The following is a 15,857-nucleotide window of genomic DNA, read 5'->3' as shown; positions in this document are numbered from 1 at the left end:
ACCCCCCCCACCCCCACCACCCAGCGATTTCGCTTTCTTTTTCTCCCCCCCCCCCCCCCCCCCCCTCTCCCCCCCCCCCCCCCCCACCTCGCCGGCCATCCTGGGGAGAGCGCAGGGCATCGTGTTCGACTTTCTTGATTCCGGGCAGTACGACCTGCTCGGAGCCTTCTGGGTGACGGTTCAGCTCACCCTCTACTCGGCGGTGGGGTCCCTGGTCTGGGGCACCGTCCTGGCCGGGATGCGGGTCAGCCCCGTCCCGCTGATGCGGGCCTTCGGCACCGCGTACGTGAATCTGGTCCGCAACACCCCGCTGACCCTGCTGATCATCGGCAGCTCGCTGGGCCTCTACCAGACCCTCACGATCAACCTGGGCGGAGACACCTCCAAGGAGACCGGGTTCCGACTGGCCGTCCTCGCGCTGACCGCTTACACCGGTACCTTCGTCTGCGAGGCGCTGCGCTCGGGCATCAACACCGTGCCCGTGGGCCAGGCCGAGGCCGCCCGCGCGCTGGGGCTGAGCTTCTTCCAGGTGCTCACCCTGATCGTGCTCCCCCAGGCCTTCCGGGCGGTCATCGCTCCGCTCGCCAACGTACTGATCGCCCTCACCAAGAACACCACGGTGGCGGCGGCCATCGGCGTGGCCGAAGCGGCCCTGCTGATGAAGGAAATGATCGAGAACGAGGCGGACGCGCTCTTCGCCGTCTTCGGGATCTTCGCCCTCGGCTTCTGCCTGCTGACCCTTCCCACCGGTCTGCTGCTGGGCTGGGTGGCCAAGCGAGCGGCGGTGAAGCGATGACCTCGGTGCTGTACGACGTCCCCGGCCCCAAGGCCAAGGCCCGCAACTGGATCTACACGGCCGTCTTCCTGGTCCTGTTCGCGCTCGCCGCTTGGTGGATCCTGTCCGTCATGGCGGAGAAGCACCAGCTCGACGCCGACAAGTGGAGCCCCTTCGTCACCGACGGGCGGGTCTGGAGCACCTATCTGCTCCCCGGCCTCGGCGAGACCCTGAAGTCGGGCGCGATCGCCATGGTGATCGCCCTGCCCCTGGGCGCCCTGCTGGGCATCGGCCGGCTCTCCGACCACGCCTGGGTGCGCGTCCCGGTCGGTGTCGTCGTCGAGTTCTTCCGCGCCATCCCGGTGCTGATGCTGATGATGTTCGGCTACGCGTTCTTCGTGAAGTTCGTGCCCGCCGTGGCCTCCGACTTCCGCCCGCTGTACGCGGTGGTCACCGGCCTGGTGCTGTACAACGCGGCGGTCATCGCCGAGATCGTCCGCGCGGGCGTGCTGTCGCTGCCCCGCGGCCAGACGGACGCCGCCAAGGCGATCGGCATGCGCAAGGGCCAGACCATGGTCCACGTACTGATCCCGCAGGCCGTCACGGCGATGCTGCCCGCCCTGGTCAGCCAGCTCGTGGTGATCCTCAAGGACACCGCGCTCGGCGGTTCGCTGCTCGGCCTCACCGACCTGCTGGCCGCGAACCGACAGATCTCGGCGAACTACAGCAACACCATCGCCACGCTCGTGGTGGTCGCGCTGATCTACATCGCGGTGAACTTCGCCCTCACCTCCTTCGCCTCCTGGATGGAAGGCCGGCTGAGGAAGTCGAAGAAGAGCACCGGTGCGGTGCTCGCCGTGGCCGAGGTGGACGACCTGGCCACCGGGGCCAACTCGGGGGCCGCGGCGTAGGGGGCTGACGTCCGGTCAGTCCCGCATGATGCGTAGCCTGTGTGGTGCGGCGGAACTCTCCGCCGCACCACACTGCTTTGTCCGGACCGGGGTCACTTGACGCCGGAACCTCCAGTGGGTTGCATACGTTCTGTGATCACATACCGGACATCGGGAGCCGCATCATGGACCCGGTGATCGTCGTCGGCTCGGGCCCCGTCGGACTCTCCCTGTCCCTCGCCCTGGCCGGCCACGGCGTGCCCTCCGTCCTCCTCGACGAAGGGCCCGGCAAGGACGAGCCCCGGCCCGCCCGCAGCGTCGTGCTGCACTCCGACACCACGGCCATGGTGCACCGGCTGGGCTGCACCACCCTGGGCGACGAGGGCGCCCGGTACGCGGCCTGGCGCACCATGAGGCGTCGTCAGGAAGTCCGGCGGATCACCTTCGAGGACCGCCCCGGCCCCCTGCACGTCCCGCAGCACGCCCTCACGCGCGGTCTGCGCGCCGCCGCCGGCGCCCATCCCCTCGTCCAACTGGTCACCGACACCAAGCTGGACTCCCTGGAGCAGGACGACCGCGGGGTCACCGCGCGCACCCGGGGCGGGGAGAGCACCTGGTGGCGCGGCAGCCACCTGGTCGGCTGCGACGGGGCCCGCTCCACCGTGCGCAAGCTGCTCGGCATCCGCTTCCCGGGCCGGACCGCCGTCGAGCGCCACGCCGTGGCCGCGCTGCGCGCCGAACTGCCCTGGCCCGGAGAGGCGTTGCTGCACCGCAACCCGCCGGCCGGGCCCGAGGAGATCACCGCCCGGCCGCTGTCCGACGGAATCTGGCGGCTGGACTGGCTGCTGCCCCCGCGCGGGGACCTCGTCACCCCGGACGCCCTCGTCACCCTGATCCGCGACACCCTGGCGCTGTGGTGCGGGGGCAGCACTCCCCCGTACGACCTCATCGACACCGGGGTGCACATCCAGCACCACCGCCTCGCCCGGCGCTGGCGCGACGGCCGGGCCTTCCTGGCCGGCGACGCCGCGCACCTGCTGGGCGCGCTCGGCACCCAGAGCGTCGAGGAGGGACTGCGCGACGCGGAGAACCTCGCCTGGAAGCTGGCCCTGGACTGGCACCAGGGGGCCTCCGCCGCCCTGCTCGACAGCTACGAGGGCGAGCGGCGCACGGCCGTCGCCGCCCGGCTGCGCGCCGCCGACCAGACCATGCCCGTCCTGCGCGGCGGAGCCGGACTGCGCAGCCTCCTGCCGGGGTCGGGGCGGTCCGCCGAATCCCTGCTCACCGACGGGCACCTGGGCCGGGGCCCGCTGGGCGGCCGGCCGGTGTACGCGCCGCCGGTGGCCGTGCGCGAGGTCCCCACGGACACGGACCCGGGCGGCCCCGTGGCGAACGTACCGGTCTGCGCACCCGACGGGTCCACCGTCCCGCTGCGGGACCTGCTGGGCCGGGGGAAGCTCCTGGTGCTGCTGGTCGCACCGGGTACCGGGGTGTGGGACCGGCGGCACTGGGCGGGGGCCGGGCTGATGCCCCGGCTCGCCGCGGCCGTGACCGCCCTGCCGGTCCCGGCCGAGCTGCTGGTGGCGGACGGCTACCCGGGGGCTCCGGCGCACACCGTCCTGCTGGTGCGGCCCGACGGGCACCTCGCGGCGACCTTCGCGGGGGTCCGCCCGGCCGAGCTGTACGCGGCGGCGGACGCGGTACGCGCGGGCGCTCCGGCGGGTGCCCCCGCCACACCCGCCCCTGTGATCGATTGACCGCCCTCGGGCACTCGTGGTTCACTCGCCGAATGACCGGCAACGACGTACGCCTGTGGCGGAGGGTTCACATGGACCTGCTCCGCTACGCGGGCTGCGTGTGTCGCCCCTCCTGCTGATTCGCCACCTACCCGCGCGCCCCGCTGCCCTTCCGGGCCCGCGCGCCCCTTTCGCGAACCCCAGGACGGTCACGCCCCGATGTCTGCTTCCGTGTCCACGCACGCCCCTACCCGCTCCACCGCCCCCACCGCGGCGGAACTCCTCGCCTTCGCCCTGCGCACCGCCGCCGACCCCGGCGTCGTCGACTCGCTGCCCCTCGATCCGGAGGGCCGGACCTGGATCCGGCTCGACGGCCCGGGCGGGAGCGAGGCCTGGCTGATCGGATGGCCGCCGGGCACCGGCACCGGCTGGCACGACCACGCCGAGTCGCGGGGCGCGTTCGCGACCGCGCGGGGCCGGCTCACCGAGCACTCCCTGACGGTGCGGCTGCCCTCGGAGGGCTGGCGGACCTTGGAGCTGGCCCCGGACGTGGACCGCACCCGCAGCCTCGGTGCGCAGACCGGGCGGGCCTTCGGCGAGCACCACGTCCACGAGGTGCTCAACCCGTCGGACTCCGAGCACGCGATCTCGGTCCACGCCTACTACCCGCCGCTTCCCCTGATCCGCCGCTACAGCCGCAGCGGGGCCGTCCTCCGCCTGGAGCACGTCGAGCGCCCGGCGGACTGGCAGTGAGCGCCCAGGGCCCTGTGGGCATCGACGAGCTCCTGGAGCGGGTCCGCGCGGCGTACACGCGGGTGGAGCCGCAGGCCGCGTACGCGGCGTGGCGCGACGGGGACGCCCTGCTGGTGGACATCCGCTACCAGGCGCTGCGCGAGCGGGACGGAGTGATCCCGGGGGCGGTGGTCGTGGAGCGCAACGAACTGGAGTGGCGGCTGGACCCCCAGGGGTCGCACCGCCTGACGGAGGCCGTCTCGCACGAGGTGCGGGCGGTGGTGATCTGCAACGAGGGCTACGCGTCCTCGCTGGCGGTGGCATCGCTCCGGGCGCTGGGACTCCACCGGGCGACGGACCTCACGGGCGGCTTCCAGGCCTGGCGCGCCGCGGGCCTCCCCACGACCCCGGCGTAGGGACCGCCGCTGAGCGGGGCGGGGATCCCCTGCCCGCCCCCGCTCAGGACGACGTCGCCGCGTCCACCGGGCGGAGCCGCAGGGCCCGGCGGCCCGGGAGGGCGACGGCGGGGAGGGCCAGGAGCGCGGCCGCACCGGCCACCGCCGCCCACACCACCGGCAGGACCACCGGCGCGGCCGCCCCCGTCATCCCGACGCTGAAAGCCGTCAGCACCGCCGCCGCGATCCCCGACCCCAGCACCACCCCCATCAGCAGCACCCCCACCGCCTCGGCCCGCAGCATCCGCAGCACCTGCCGCCGCTGCGCCCCCGCCAGCCGCAGCAGCGCGTACTCCCGGTACCGCTCGGCCGTGGACATGGCCAGGGTGTTGACCACCGCGATGGCGGTGAAGGCCAGGACCAGGCCCATGGCCAGCAGGTCGACCTCCGCCCCGGCCGCGTCCCGGCGGGCCCGCGCCGCGTCGGCCTGCGCCGCCGACAGCACCGACACCGCCCCCGGTGCCCCCTGCGCCCCCGCCGCGGCGGCCAGCCGCTCCCGGCCGACGCCCGGCTCCGCCGCCACCAGCACGCTGCTCGCCAGCGGGTTGTCGACGTGCGCGGCGACCAGCGCGTGCGGCAGCGTCACGTCGCCGAAGCCCAGCCTCCGCGCGTACACGGCGGAGACGGTCAGCGTCACGGGGGTGCCGTCGCCCAGGGTCAGCCGCAGCGGGCTGCCCGGCCGCAGTCCCAGCTGCTCGGCGGCGAGTTCGCTGACCGCCGCCCGGCCCTCGCCGAAGCCCTCCAGGCTGCCGGCGGTGACCCCGGGGTCCCAGGTGCGGGTCAGTCCGGCCGGGGTCACGCCCTGGGCCGCGTACTTCGCCAGGCCGACCCGTACCGAGGTGCGCACGATCTCGGTCGCGGCCGTGACCCCGGGCGTGCGGCGGACGCGTTCGGCCGCCTGCGGGCCGACCCCCGGCCCCTGGGCGCCGAGCACCCACGCCGCCCGTACGCCCTCGCGGGCCTGCGTCCGGGCCGCGTCGCCGAGGGTGGGGGTGAGGAACAGCACGGTGCAGGTCATCGCGACCAGCAGGGTGAGCGGGGTGACGGCGGACGCCATGCGGGTGGCGTTGCCCCGCAGGTTGGCGGTGGCCAGGCGGCCGCCGGGACCGGTCAGTGCCAGCGGTCCGGCGAGCAGCGCGGCCGCGCCCCGTACCAGGAGCGGGCCGAGCAGCGAGACGGCGCCGGCCAGCACGACCACGGCCAGGAAGGTGACCGGCGTCGACGCCGGTTCGGTGCGCAGCGAGCCGAGGACGACGACGAGTGCGGCGCCGCCGGCCAGCAGGAGCAGTCCGGTGACCGTACGGGTCCAGCCGGGACGGGGCGGCTCGACGGCGGCTTCGGCCAGGGCTTCGGCGGGGCGGATCCGGGTGACGCGCCGCCCGCTGATCCGGGCCGCGGCCCAGCCGCCCAGCAGGGTGGCGGCGACGGCGGCGAGCATCGGGAAGATCCCGGCGGTGCGTTCCAGGGTGGCGGGGACGGCCCCGGTGGCGACGAAGCGGCCGTGCAGCCAGGCGGACAGCGGCAGTCCGGCGACGGCGCCGGCGATTCCGGCGGCCAACCCGACGAGGAGTGCTTCGCGGCCGAGCATGCCCCGCAGCTGCCGGGGCGTGGCGGCGACGGCCCGCAGCAGGGCGAGTTCGCGGTGGCGCTGGCGGACCGTGAGGGCGAAGGTGCCGGTGACCACGAGGATCGCGACGAGGAGGGAGGTGCCACCCATCGCTCCGCCCATGGAGACCAGCTTGGTGCGCGCGCCGGCCGCGTCGAGGAACTCGACCGGGCCGCGGTCGTCACCGGTGGAGACCCGCGCGGTGGTGCCTTCGAGGGCCCGTGCGACCCGGGCGGCGAGCTGCTCGGCGTTGACCCCGGCGCCGGGCAGGACGCCGATGGCCGAGACCCTGCCGGTGCGGGCGGCGAGCCGTTGGGCTTCGGCGTCGGAGAAGAAGAGGGCGCTCTGGTGGCCGAGTCCGCCGGCGGTGGTGCGGGCCACGCCGCTGACGGTGTAGGTCTTCGGGTCGCCGGTGGCCTGCACGGTGAGCCGGGCGCCGGTCGCGAGGCCCGTCCGCGCAGCCAGGTCGCGGTCGATGACGATCTCGTCGCCGTTCCCGGGGGCACGGCCCTCGGCGAGGGTGAAGGGGGTGAGGGAGGCGGAGGTCCAGGCGTGCCCGTACGAGGGCTTCGCGCTGGCCGCCGGTCCGGCCAGCGGAACGGCCTGGAAGGTGAGCTCGGGGACGGCCCGTTCGACCCCGGGGACGGAGCGGACGGTGTCCACGGCGGAGGCCGGCAGCCAGGCCCGTTCGGCGACGGGCTTGGCCTTGTGCTTCGTCTTGGTCTTGCCCTTCTTCTCCGTGACCGTGGTCGCGTGGACGTTCTGGTCGGCGGAGACGAGCACCGGAGTGCCCGCGTAGCGCTCGGTGGCGATCCTCCCCCGGAGCCCGGTCTCCAGGAGGGTGCCGCAGGCGGTGATCAGGGCCGCCGCGCACAGGAGCGCGACGAAGGCTCCGAGAAAACCGGCTGTGCGGTGCCGGACGGTCCGAAGGGCGTAACGCAGCATCATGCGTCCACTCTGTCGGCGGGCACCGCTCCCGGCACTGGAGCGCCCCGGCCTCCCCGCCGGGGGCTACCCCCACCGCCCGCGCGGGGGTCAGTCGCCGGGGTACCCCAGCTCGTCGGCGTCCTCGCCCTCCGCCTCCAGGGCGCGGCGCACCACCCGCAGGGCCATGCCCTCCGGGTAGCCCTTGCGCGCGAGCATCCCGGCCAGGCGCCGGATCCGCTTGTCACGCTCCAGCCCCCGGGTCGAGCGGAGCTTGCGCTCCACGAGCTCCCGGGCGGTCTGCTCCTCCTGCTCGGAGTCCAGCTGCTCCAGGGCCTCCTGGACCAGGGTGGTGTGCACCCCCTTGGTCCGCAGCTCCTGCGCCAGCGCCCGGCGGGCCAGGCCCCGGCCGCGGTGCCGGGACTCGACCCAGGCCCCGGCGAACGCGGCGTCGTCGATCAGGCCCACTTCCTCGTACCGGGAGAGGACCGCTTCGGAGACCTCCTCGGGGATGCCCCGCTTCGCCAGGGCGTCCGCGAGCTGCCGCCGGGTGCGCGGCATCCCGGTGAGCAGGCGCAGGCAGATCGCCCGGGCCTGCTCCTCGGGACTCTGGGGCGGCAGCTCCTGGCGGCCCTCACGGCCGCCCCTCGCTCTGCCGCCCCGCTCCTGCTCTTCCCGCACGGTCAGCTCTTGGCGACGGCGGCCTTGGCCGCCGGCTTGGCCTTCGACGCCGGGGCGGGTACGGAGGCGTCGGCCGGTTCGGTGGCCGCGGCCGCCTCGCCGCCCTCGGCGGCCTTGCGCACGCCGACGCCCAGCTTCTCCTTGATCTTCCGCTCGATCTCGTTGGCGAGGTCGGGGTTGTCCTTCAGGAAGTTGCGGGCGTTCTCCTTGCCCTGGCCGAGCTGGTCGCCCTCGTACGTGTACCAGGCGCCCGCCTTGCGGATGAAGCCGTGCTCCACGCCCATGTCGATCAGGCCGCCCTCGCGGCTGATGCCCTGGCCGTAGAGGATGTCGAACTCGGCCTGCTTGAAGGGGGGCGCGACCTTGTTCTTCACGACCTTGCAGCGGGTGCGGTTGCCGACCGCCTCCGTGCCGTCCTTGAGGGTCTCGATGCGGCGGATGTCGATGCGCACCGAGGCGTAGAACTTCAGCGCGCGGCCACCCGTCGTGGTCTCCGGGGAGCCGAACATCACGCCGATCTTCTCGCGGAGCTGGTTGATGAAGATCGCGGTGGTCTTGGACTGGTTGAGCGCACCCGTGATCTTGCGGAGCGCCTGGCTCATCAGACGGGCCTGGAGACCGACGTGCGAGTCGCCCATCTCGCCCTCGATCTCCGCCTTCGGCACGAGGGCCGCGACGGAGTCGATGACGATCAGGTCGAGGGCGCCGGAGCGGACCAGCATGTCGACGATCTCAAGGGCCTGCTCACCGGTGTCCGGCTGGGACAGGATGAGGTTGTCGGTGTCGACGCCGAGGGCCTTGGCGTACTCCGGGTCGAGCGCGTGCTCCGCGTCGACGAAGGCGACGGTGCCGCCGGCCTTCTGCGCGTTGGCCACGGCGTGCAGCGTCAGGGTCGTCTTACCGGAGGACTCCGGGCCGTAGATCTCGACCACACGGCCGCGCGGCAGCCCGCCGACGCCGAGGGCGATGTCCAGCGCGGTCGACCCGGTGGGGATGACCTCGATGGGGTCGTTCGGCTTGTCGCCGAGGCGCATGACCGCACCCTTGCCGAATTGCCGTTCAATCTGTGCGAGCGCGGCGTCGAGAGCCTTCTCGCGGTCGGTGCCTGCCATGGGTTCCACCCGGTTTGCTTGAGTCGATCGCTTCACGCCATTGACGCTAACGCCTGCCACTGACAATGCGCTTCCACGCCCGTTGCGGCTGTGGATAACTCATCAGAATGGATGTTCGATTTCCCTGTCAAGCCGGGCGCGCCGCCCCCGCCAACGCCTTCGCACCGAAGGCGGAACGCCCTCCGCCGCCCCCGGCGGGGGCTTCCCCGGGGACCAACGACGGGGCCCCTGCGAGGGCTCCGCCCTGTGGTGCGCGTCACACCGCCCGGCCGTCACGTTCCGCCGGCCCGGCCTGTCCCCATGACGATCCCCGACCGAGGAGGGCACCCGCCATGGAGACCGTGACCGTCGAGCGCTTCATCGCCGCACCCGTCCACGAGGTGTTCGGCTGGCTGACCACGACCACCCACTACGAGGCCTCGCCCCTGGTGCTGCGCTGCCGTCTGACCCGACGCGGCGCCGGGGCGCCGTACGGGGTCGGCGCCGTCCGCCGCCACCTCTGGCTCATCGGCTGGTTCGAGGAGCGCATCACCCGCTACGACCCCCCGTACGCCACCGAGTACACCGTCACGCGCAGCTGGCCGCCGTCCCGGCACGAGCTGGGCCGGATGACCTTCTCGGAGACCGACGGCGGCACCCTCGTCCGCTGGACCACCCGCGCCGAGGTCCGCGTCCCCCTCCTCGGCGCCCGGGCCACCCGCCTGCTCGTGCACCCGCTGGTCACCCGGGCCTTCGGCAGCATCCTGGACGCCGCCGCCACCGCCCTCACCGCCCCCGGCGGCCGGCCCCGCGGGTGACCGGCCCGGGGGGAGCGGACGCGCCGCGGCCCCGCCGCCTCCGGTCGGCCGGAGGCGGCGGGGCCGCGGGGACGGTTGCGTCAGGGCGGGGCTACGGCTTCGGCAGGGTGCAGCCGGGGCGGTTCAGGTCGATCTGGTTGCCGGGGCCGATGCACGGGACGAGGACGTAGGTCTCCTCGGCGTAGTTGATGCCCTGGCGGACCGTCACGTTGCCCGCCTCGTCCACCTCGCACGGGTTGTTCTCCGTGCAGCGCTGGCCGTCCTCGTTGCCGGTGTTGTTGACGGCGACGACCCTGCCGGTCGCCGTGTCGATCACCGGCGAACCGGAGGTGCCGCCGATGGTGTTGCAGGACGAGGTGTAGCGGACCGAGTCCTTCCAGGTCCAGTCGCCCTCCTTGAGGCGGTACACGAAGCCGTCGACGCTGCAGCTGTAGGTGCGCTTCCAGTAGCCGGAGACCACCTTGATCGAGGAACCCTGCACCGGGTGGGTGTCGTTGAGGGTGAGCGCGGCGATGCCGTACTGGCTCTGGATCTGCGCGTAGGTCTTGGTCAGCTGGTAGAGCGAGACGTCGGTGTCCGTCATCGTCCCGTACGCGATCTTGCTCGCGCGCAGGGTCGCGACCCTGGAGCCCGCGGCGTTGAGCAGGGAGAAGGTACGGCTGGACGCGCGGTTGACGAGGACCTCGCCGGCCGCCGGGAAGCCGGTCTCCAGGCAGTGGCCGTTGGAGAGGACGAGCGCGGGGTCGTCCGGCTGCGAGCCGGGCGTGCGGACCACGGAGCCGGAGCAGTTGCTGAGCGCGACCGTGCCCGCGTAGGTGACCGCGGCGGCCCGCTGGGGGGCGGGGGCCTGGGCCACGGCCGGTGTCGCCGCCGCTCCGGTCAGGAGCAGGGACAGCACGGCGCCGGCGAGAGGCTTGTTCATGTGGGGGTTCCCCTCTGGTGACGAATGCGACCGAAGATCCTTCGGTTGACATGTGCACTGCATTCTTGGCCCAGCGGGGTCAACGCACAATAGGGCGTGGGGAGTTGGAGGCCAGGGCACCCCAAGGACCCCGACAGCAAACGGAATCAATCGCTCCAACACCCCGCGAGGCGGGCGGGGGAACCCAATTCAGGGCGCATGACCCACACCTCCGGGCTGGCGCGGAGCGGCGCGCGGATGGCCGGTACTCTGCGGTGCCCCCGACGACGGGGGCCGTGAAATTCCGCTCAGGAGGACCCATGGCCGTCAAGAAGGCCACGATCCAGCAGCAGGTCGCAGAAGCCCTCGCCCAGGCCAACCCCGGCGACCGCCCCCTCGTCACGATCCAGGCCATCGCGGGCCCGAGCGTGTGGCTGATGAGCATGCTCGGCCTCATCGGCCAGGCGTTCCTCAGCTACTACTTCGTCACCGTGACCGAGCAGGCCGTGGTGCTCCACCGGGCCAGCCGGATGAGCAACCGCCCGCAGGAGATCGTCTTCGCGATACCGCCCCACGAGGCCGTCGGGACCATCACCGAGGTCAAGCGCAACGCCATCTGGAGCTCGTTCCGCATGCAGCTCCCCGGCCAGGCGACCTCGACCCGCATGAACGTGCACCGCATCTGGCGGAACGAGATGGACCAGCTGCTGGGCCTGCTGGCGGGCCAGAACCAGCCGGCCGCCTGACGCTCGCCCGGCCCCGCGCGAGCCGGCGGGGTGGAGGGGACACGTCCCCAGCCCCCTCCACCCCCCGAGTGACAACCCATGGTTGACACCCCTCAGGTGTCAACCTACGGTTGCACCTATGACGAACCCTTCCGTGGAACCCGTCCGGATCACCAATCCCGTCCGCCTCGACGACCTGATCGAGGCCATCAAGAACTCCCACGCCGACACCCTGGAGCAGCTCAGCGGCGCCGTCGTCGCGGCCGAGCACCTCGGGGACGTGGCGGACCACCTCATCGGCCACTTCGTCGACCAGGCCCGCCGCTCCGGCGCCTCCTGGACCGACATCGGCCGCAGCATGGGCGTCACCCGCCAGGCCGCCCAGAAGCGCTTCGTCCCCAAGGCCGACAAGGAGGGCGACCCCGGCCTCGACCCCGAAGCGGGCTTCGCCCGCTTCACGCCCCGCGCCCGCAACGTCGTCATCGCCTCGCAGAACGAGGCCCGCGCCGCCGGCAACGCCGAGATCCGCACCGAGCACCTGGCGCTGGGCCTGCTGGCCGAGGCCGACGGCCTGGCCGGACTCGTCCTCGCCGCCCAGGGCGTCTCGGCGGAGGCCCTGCGCGCCGCCGCGACCGCCACCCTCCCCCCGGCGGCGCAGGAGATGCCCGCCCTCGTCCCCTTCGACGCCAACGCCAAGAAGGCCCTGGAGCTCACCTTCCGCGAGGCCCTGCGCCTGGGCCACGGCTACGTGGGCACCGAGCACATCCTGCTCGCCCTGCTGGAGCTGGAGAACGGCGAGGGCACGCTCAGCGGGCTCGGCCTGGACAAGGCCACCGCCGAGGCGGCCGTCACCGAAGCCCTGGCAGCCGTACTCGGCGCGGACGGGCAGCGGTAGGTTCCTCGCCCGCCACCTCGTACCGCTTCACGTACGCGCCGAGGAAGGCCTGCAGGGTGGCCACGGCCGGGATCGCGATGAGCGCCCCGACCGCGCCCAGCAGGGCGGTGCCGGCGATGACGGAGCCGAAGGCCACCGCCGGGTGGATGTCCACCGTCCTGGCGGTGAGCTTCGGCTGGAGGACGTAGTTCTCGAACTGCTGGTAAACCACCACGAAGCCCAGCACGTACACCGCGTACCAGGGATCGAGGGTGAAGGCGATCAGCGTCGGCAGCGCGCCCGCCAGGTAGGTGCCGATGGTGGGGATGAACTGGGAGACCAGCCCCACCCACACCGCGAGGGCGGGCGCGTACGGCACCCCGAGGACCGCGAAGACCACGTAGTGGGCGATACCGGAGACCAGTGCCATCAGCCCGCGCGAGTACAGGTAGCCGCCGGTCTTCGCGACGGCGATCTCCCAGGCCCGCAGCACCTCCGACTGCTTCGCGGGCGGCAGTACGGAGCACAGGGCGCGCCGCAGCCTGGGCCCGTCGGCGGCGAAGTAGAAGGAGAACAGGCCGACCGTCAGCAGCCTGAAGAGCCCGCCGAGCACGGTGGTGGAGACGTCGAGCACCCCGCTGGCGCTGTTCTGCACGTACTTCCGGAGCCAGTCGGAGTGCACCAGGCTGTCCTGGATCTCCAGGCGGGACAGCTCGGTGCGGAAGGTGCGGTTGATCCAGTCGATCACCTGGTCGAGGTAGCGGGGGAACCCCTCCACCATGTCGACGATCTGCCCGGCGAGCATCGAGCCGAGCAGCGCGAGGAACCCGGCGGCCGCGACGAACACGCCCAGGAACACCAGGAAGGTGGCGAGCCCCCGGCGCATGCCGCGGGCCGCCATCCCGGCCACGGCGGGTTCGACCGCCAGGGCCAGGAAGAACGCGATCAGGACGTTGACGAGCAGCCCGATCAGCTGGTGGAAGGCCCAGCTGCCGAGCTGGAAGCACGCGACGAGCGCCAGTACGAGGACCACCGCGCGGGGCAGCCAGCGTGGCATCCGCGCGTCTCCCCCGGCCGGGGCGGCAGCGGGCGCCGGCCCCTCGGGCCCGCCGCCCGGGCCCTGCGCGGGGGCGGGGCCGGGGGGAGGTGCGTCGGGGCTGCCCCCCGAGCGGGCCGCCCCGGCGGGTACTCGGCTCCGCGCGTCCTGCGGGTCCTGTGCGTCCTGCGGGTCTTCGGGCCGTTCGGTCGTCTCGTCTGTCGCTGCCACGCCGCCCAGTCTGTCCCACACGCGGCCCGGACCACGAAGCCGCCCGGACCAAGCCGCCCGGACCGCGAGGCCGCGGGGGTCAGCGCAGCGAGGCCGGCACGTCCATCGCCGAACAGACCGCCCGCCACACGTCCTTCGTCTCCCAGCCCGCGTCCAGCGCCTGGTGGACCGTGCGCCCGCCCAGCTCGGACAGGACGTGGTCCCGCGCGAAGGAGTCGGCGTAGGCCGCGCCGAAGTGCTCCGCCATCCGCTCCCAGAAAATCGTCAACCGCATGACCCCAGTATCCCGCCCCGGAGAGTGCACCGTCCCCGTTGCCGCCCTCGGCCGGGGTCCCCGCGCCCTACGGTGGCTCGCATGCCTGGAGACGAAGGTTCCGCGCCCTCCCCGGCGGCCGCACCCGCCCCGCTGGCGCGCGCCGAGCAGTTCATCTGGCTCACGGCCCGGGTGCTGGAGCAGCACCGGTTCGCGTACCACTTCCTCGGCGGGGACGCCGACCCGGTCGACACCGCCCTCGGTTCCTACCTGGGCGCCGACGGCGGCTACGGCCACGCCCTGGACCCCGATCTGCGCGGCCCGCTGAGCCAGCCCCTGCACACCGCGCACGCCCTGCGGGTCCTCGACGGCCTCGGCCGCTGCGCCGGGCGGCGCATCGAGCGGCTCTGCCGCCACCTGACCCGGATCTCCACCCCGGAGGGCGCGCTCCCGCTGGCCGTCCCGGTCCCGCGCGGGCACCCGGCCGCCCCCTGGCACCCGACGGCCGACGACCCGCCGGGCGAGCTGGTGACGACGGGGCCGGTCGTGGGGGTGCTGCACCGCAACCGGATCTGGGACGCCTGGCTCTTCCGGGCCACGGAGTTCTGCTGGGAGCGGGTCGAGACGCTGCGGCAGGCGCACCCGTACGAGGTCCAGGGCGCGGTGGCCTTCCTCGACGGGGTCCCCGACCGGCCCCGCGCCGCGGCGGCCGCGGACCGGCTGGGCCGGCTGGTGCGCGAGCGGCGCCTGGCGGTGCTCGACCCGGCCCGCCGCGAGGAGTACCCCCACTCCCCCGGCTACGCCCCGGGCGAGCCGCTCTTCCCGTACGACTACGCGCGGCGGCCGGAGTCGCTGGCCCGGGGCTGGTTCACCGACGAGGAGATGAGCCGCGCGCTGGACTTCCTGGCGGCGGAGCAGCAGCCGGACGGCGGCTGGCCGGTGCGCCGCCGCGCCTGGGCCCCGGGCGGCACCCTGGAGCGGCGGCCGATCGTCACCATCGAGGCGCTGCTGACCCTGAGGGCGTACGGGCGGCCCCTGGCATAGGGGCGGCTCAGCCGCCGAGGGCGCGCACTCCGGCGGTGACGACCACCGCCGCGGCGACCACCACCAGGAACGGGGCGCGCAGCAGCAGCGCCACGGCGGCGGCCGCCAGCCCGGCGGCGCGGGCGTCGAGGACCAGGTCGTGGCCGGTGCTGAAGGTCTGCTGGGCGGTGAGCGCCGCGAGCAGCGCGACCGGGAGCAGGGCGGAGAGCCGGCGCACCGCCGGCCGTTCCAGGGCCCCGGCGGGGACGAGGAGCCCGGCGAGCTTGACGGCGTAGCATCCGGCGACGGTGAGCCCGATGGCGATCCAGACGTTCACGAGCGGCGTCCCTTCAGCCACAGCACGGCGGGTGCGGCCAGCGCGGCGATCAGCACGGGCACCCCGGCGGGCAGCACGGGCAGGAAGCCCAGCCCGAGGACGAGCGCGAGCCCGGCGACGGCCCGTTCGGTGGTGGTCTTGAGCATGGGGGCGAGGAGGGCGAGGAAGACGGCGGGACCGGCGGCGTCCAGCCCCCAGGCGGCGGTGTCCCCGATGGCCTCGGCGCCGAGCGCGCCGAGCAGGGTGGTGAGGTTCCACAGCAGGTAGAGGCTGAGCCCGGTGACGGTGAACCCGAGCCGGGCCGACCTGCGGTCGGGCTGGGCGAGGGCCACGGCGGTGGTCTCGTCGATGACCCAGTGCGCGGCGAGGGGCCGGACGGCCGCGGGGAGGGCGAGGAGCTGGGAGAGCCGCAGCCCGTAGAAGGCGTTGCGGGTGCCGAGGAAGAAGGCCCCGGCGGCGGCGGTGAACGGGTTCCCGCCCGCGGCCAGTGCCCCGACCAGCGCGAACTGGGAGGCCCCGGTGAAGACGAGCAGGCTCAGCACACAGGCCTGGAGCACGCTGATCCCGGCGCCCGCGGCGGTCACCCCGAACGCGAACCCGGACAGCCCGACCGCCACCCCGACGCCCAGCGCGTCCCGCACGACGGCGGCCCGCGGCCGCCCTCCGACCCCGTCGGGGGCCTCTCGTATGACCACCTGTTCTGTTCCCACCCCGCGAAGGTAGGGGTACGGGCCGGGCCGGGTCTTGTACGTTCTTGCGCGCCGCGCCC

The 15,857-nt window shown here is 73.9% G+C and carries 17 protein-coding genes and 1 pseudogene; 10 read left to right on the top strand and 8 right to left on the bottom strand.

Going from position 1 to position 15,857, the window contains the following annotated elements; translation table 11 throughout:
• Positions 1 to 121 precede the first annotated feature (121 nt).
• The 6 genes from ACZ5NJ_RS19305 (at position 122) to ACZ5NJ_RS19280 (ending at position 4,549) form a co-directional block, all read left to right on the top strand.
• Positions 122 to 796 (top strand): amino acid ABC transporter permease, encoded by a 675-nt coding sequence (locus ACZ5NJ_RS19305; protein WP_468766236.1) that lies wholly within the window; start codon positions 122 to 124, stop codon positions 794 to 796.
• Positions 793 to 1,686, top strand: coding sequence for an amino acid ABC transporter permease (locus ACZ5NJ_RS19300; protein ID WP_468766235.1), 894 nt, complete (start codon positions 793 to 795; stop codon positions 1,684 to 1,686). The genes ACZ5NJ_RS19305 and ACZ5NJ_RS19300 overlap by 4 nt, the downstream gene beginning before the upstream one ends.
• A gap of 164 nt (positions 1,687 to 1,850) precedes the next feature.
• Complete coding sequence (locus ACZ5NJ_RS19295) at positions 1,851 to 3,422, top strand: FAD-dependent monooxygenase (RefSeq protein ID WP_468766234.1); 1,572 nt, start codon at positions 1,851 to 1,853, stop codon at positions 3,420 to 3,422.
• A 32-nt stretch (positions 3,423 to 3,454) separates the two neighbouring features.
• A complete protein-coding gene (locus ACZ5NJ_RS19290; protein ID WP_311318651.1) occupies positions 3,455 to 3,541 on the top strand; it encodes a putative leader peptide in 87 nt (28 codons plus the stop codon).
• Between the two features lie 79 nt (positions 3,542 to 3,620).
• On the top strand, positions 3,621 to 4,154 hold the full coding sequence (locus ACZ5NJ_RS19285; RefSeq protein WP_468766233.1) for a cupin domain-containing protein: 534 nt from the start codon (positions 3,621 to 3,623) through the stop codon (positions 4,152 to 4,154).
• Positions 4,145 to 4,549, top strand: a complete 405-nt coding sequence (locus ACZ5NJ_RS19280; RefSeq protein WP_468766372.1) for a rhodanese-like domain-containing protein — start codon at positions 4,145 to 4,147, stop codon at positions 4,547 to 4,549. Before ACZ5NJ_RS19285 ends, ACZ5NJ_RS19280 begins: the two co-directional genes overlap by 10 nt.
• A gap of 43 nt (positions 4,550 to 4,592) precedes the next feature.
• On the opposite strand, the gene ACZ5NJ_RS19275 is transcribed toward ACZ5NJ_RS19280, so the two are convergent.
• From ACZ5NJ_RS19275 to recA, 3 genes and pseudogenes are all read right to left on the bottom strand, one after another.
• A complete protein-coding gene (locus tag ACZ5NJ_RS19275) occupies positions 4,593 to 7,142 on the bottom strand; it encodes an ABC transporter permease (RefSeq protein ID WP_468766232.1) in 2,550 nt (849 codons plus the stop codon).
• Positions 7,143 to 7,229: 87 nt separating this feature from the next.
• Positions 7,230 to 7,892 (bottom strand): annotated as a pseudogene (gene recX, locus ACZ5NJ_RS19270) (recombination regulator RecX); the annotation flags it as partial.
• A complete protein-coding gene (gene recA / locus ACZ5NJ_RS19265) occupies positions 7,802 to 8,911 on the bottom strand; it encodes a recombinase RecA (RefSeq protein WP_468766231.1) in 1,110 nt (369 codons plus the stop codon). The gene recA and the pseudogene recX, both read right to left, overlap by 91 nt.
• Before the next feature lie 332 nt (positions 8,912 to 9,243).
• Here recA and ACZ5NJ_RS19260 point away from each other — a divergent pair, with 332 nt between their 5' ends.
• Positions 9,244 to 9,708 (top strand): SRPBCC family protein, encoded by a 465-nt coding sequence (locus ACZ5NJ_RS19260; RefSeq protein ID WP_468766230.1) that lies wholly within the window; start codon positions 9,244 to 9,246, stop codon positions 9,706 to 9,708.
• Between the two features lie 91 nt (positions 9,709 to 9,799).
• Here the strand turns inward: ACZ5NJ_RS19260 and ACZ5NJ_RS19255 are convergent, their stop codons facing one another.
• Positions 9,800 to 10,630 (bottom strand): S1 family peptidase, encoded by an 831-nt coding sequence (locus ACZ5NJ_RS19255; RefSeq protein ID WP_468766229.1) that lies wholly within the window; start codon positions 10,628 to 10,630, stop codon positions 9,800 to 9,802.
• Between the two features lie 299 nt (positions 10,631 to 10,929).
• Between ACZ5NJ_RS19255 and ACZ5NJ_RS19250 the strand changes: the two genes are divergently transcribed.
• Both ACZ5NJ_RS19250 and ACZ5NJ_RS19245 read left to right on the top strand, forming a co-directional pair.
• Positions 10,930 to 11,355: a hypothetical protein gene (locus ACZ5NJ_RS19250; protein WP_468766228.1), complete on the top strand. Its 426-nt coding sequence runs from the start codon at positions 10,930 to 10,932 to the stop codon at positions 11,353 to 11,355.
• A 118-nt stretch (positions 11,356 to 11,473) separates the two neighbouring features.
• Positions 11,474 to 12,229, top strand: a complete 756-nt coding sequence (locus ACZ5NJ_RS19245; protein ID WP_468766227.1) for a Clp protease N-terminal domain-containing protein — start codon at positions 11,474 to 11,476, stop codon at positions 12,227 to 12,229.
• On the opposite strand, the gene ACZ5NJ_RS19240 is transcribed toward ACZ5NJ_RS19245, so the two are convergent.
• Positions 12,183 to 13,265: an AI-2E family transporter gene (locus ACZ5NJ_RS19240; protein WP_468766371.1), complete on the bottom strand. Its 1,083-nt coding sequence runs from the start codon at positions 13,263 to 13,265 to the stop codon at positions 12,183 to 12,185. The two genes, ACZ5NJ_RS19245 and ACZ5NJ_RS19240, sit on opposite strands and share 47 nt — an antisense overlap.
• Positions 13,266 to 13,554: 289 nt before the next feature.
• A complete protein-coding gene (locus ACZ5NJ_RS19235; RefSeq protein ID WP_468766226.1) occupies positions 13,555 to 13,749 on the bottom strand; it encodes a DUF3046 domain-containing protein in 195 nt (64 codons plus the stop codon).
• An 81-nt stretch (positions 13,750 to 13,830) separates the two neighbouring features.
• Here ACZ5NJ_RS19235 and ACZ5NJ_RS19230 point away from each other — a divergent pair, with 81 nt between their 5' ends.
• On the top strand, positions 13,831 to 14,772 hold the full coding sequence (locus tag ACZ5NJ_RS19230) for a hypothetical protein (protein ID WP_468766225.1): 942 nt from the start codon (positions 13,831 to 13,833) through the stop codon (positions 14,770 to 14,772).
• Positions 14,773 to 14,779: 7 nt separating this feature from the next.
• Here the strand turns inward: ACZ5NJ_RS19230 and ACZ5NJ_RS19225 are convergent, their stop codons facing one another.
• Positions 14,780 to 15,088, bottom strand: a complete 309-nt coding sequence (locus ACZ5NJ_RS19225; protein ID WP_079430087.1) for an AzlD domain-containing protein — start codon at positions 15,086 to 15,088, stop codon at positions 14,780 to 14,782.
• Positions 15,085 to 15,798, bottom strand: coding sequence for an AzlC family ABC transporter permease (locus ACZ5NJ_RS19220; RefSeq protein ID WP_468766224.1), 714 nt, complete (start codon positions 15,796 to 15,798; stop codon positions 15,085 to 15,087). Before ACZ5NJ_RS19220 ends, ACZ5NJ_RS19225 begins: the two co-directional genes overlap by 4 nt.
• Positions 15,799 to 15,857 lie beyond the last annotated feature (59 nt).

The organism is Streptomyces sp. NPDC032091 (assembly GCF_055580265.1).
This window is presented reverse-complemented; position numbering and strand designations above follow the sequence as displayed.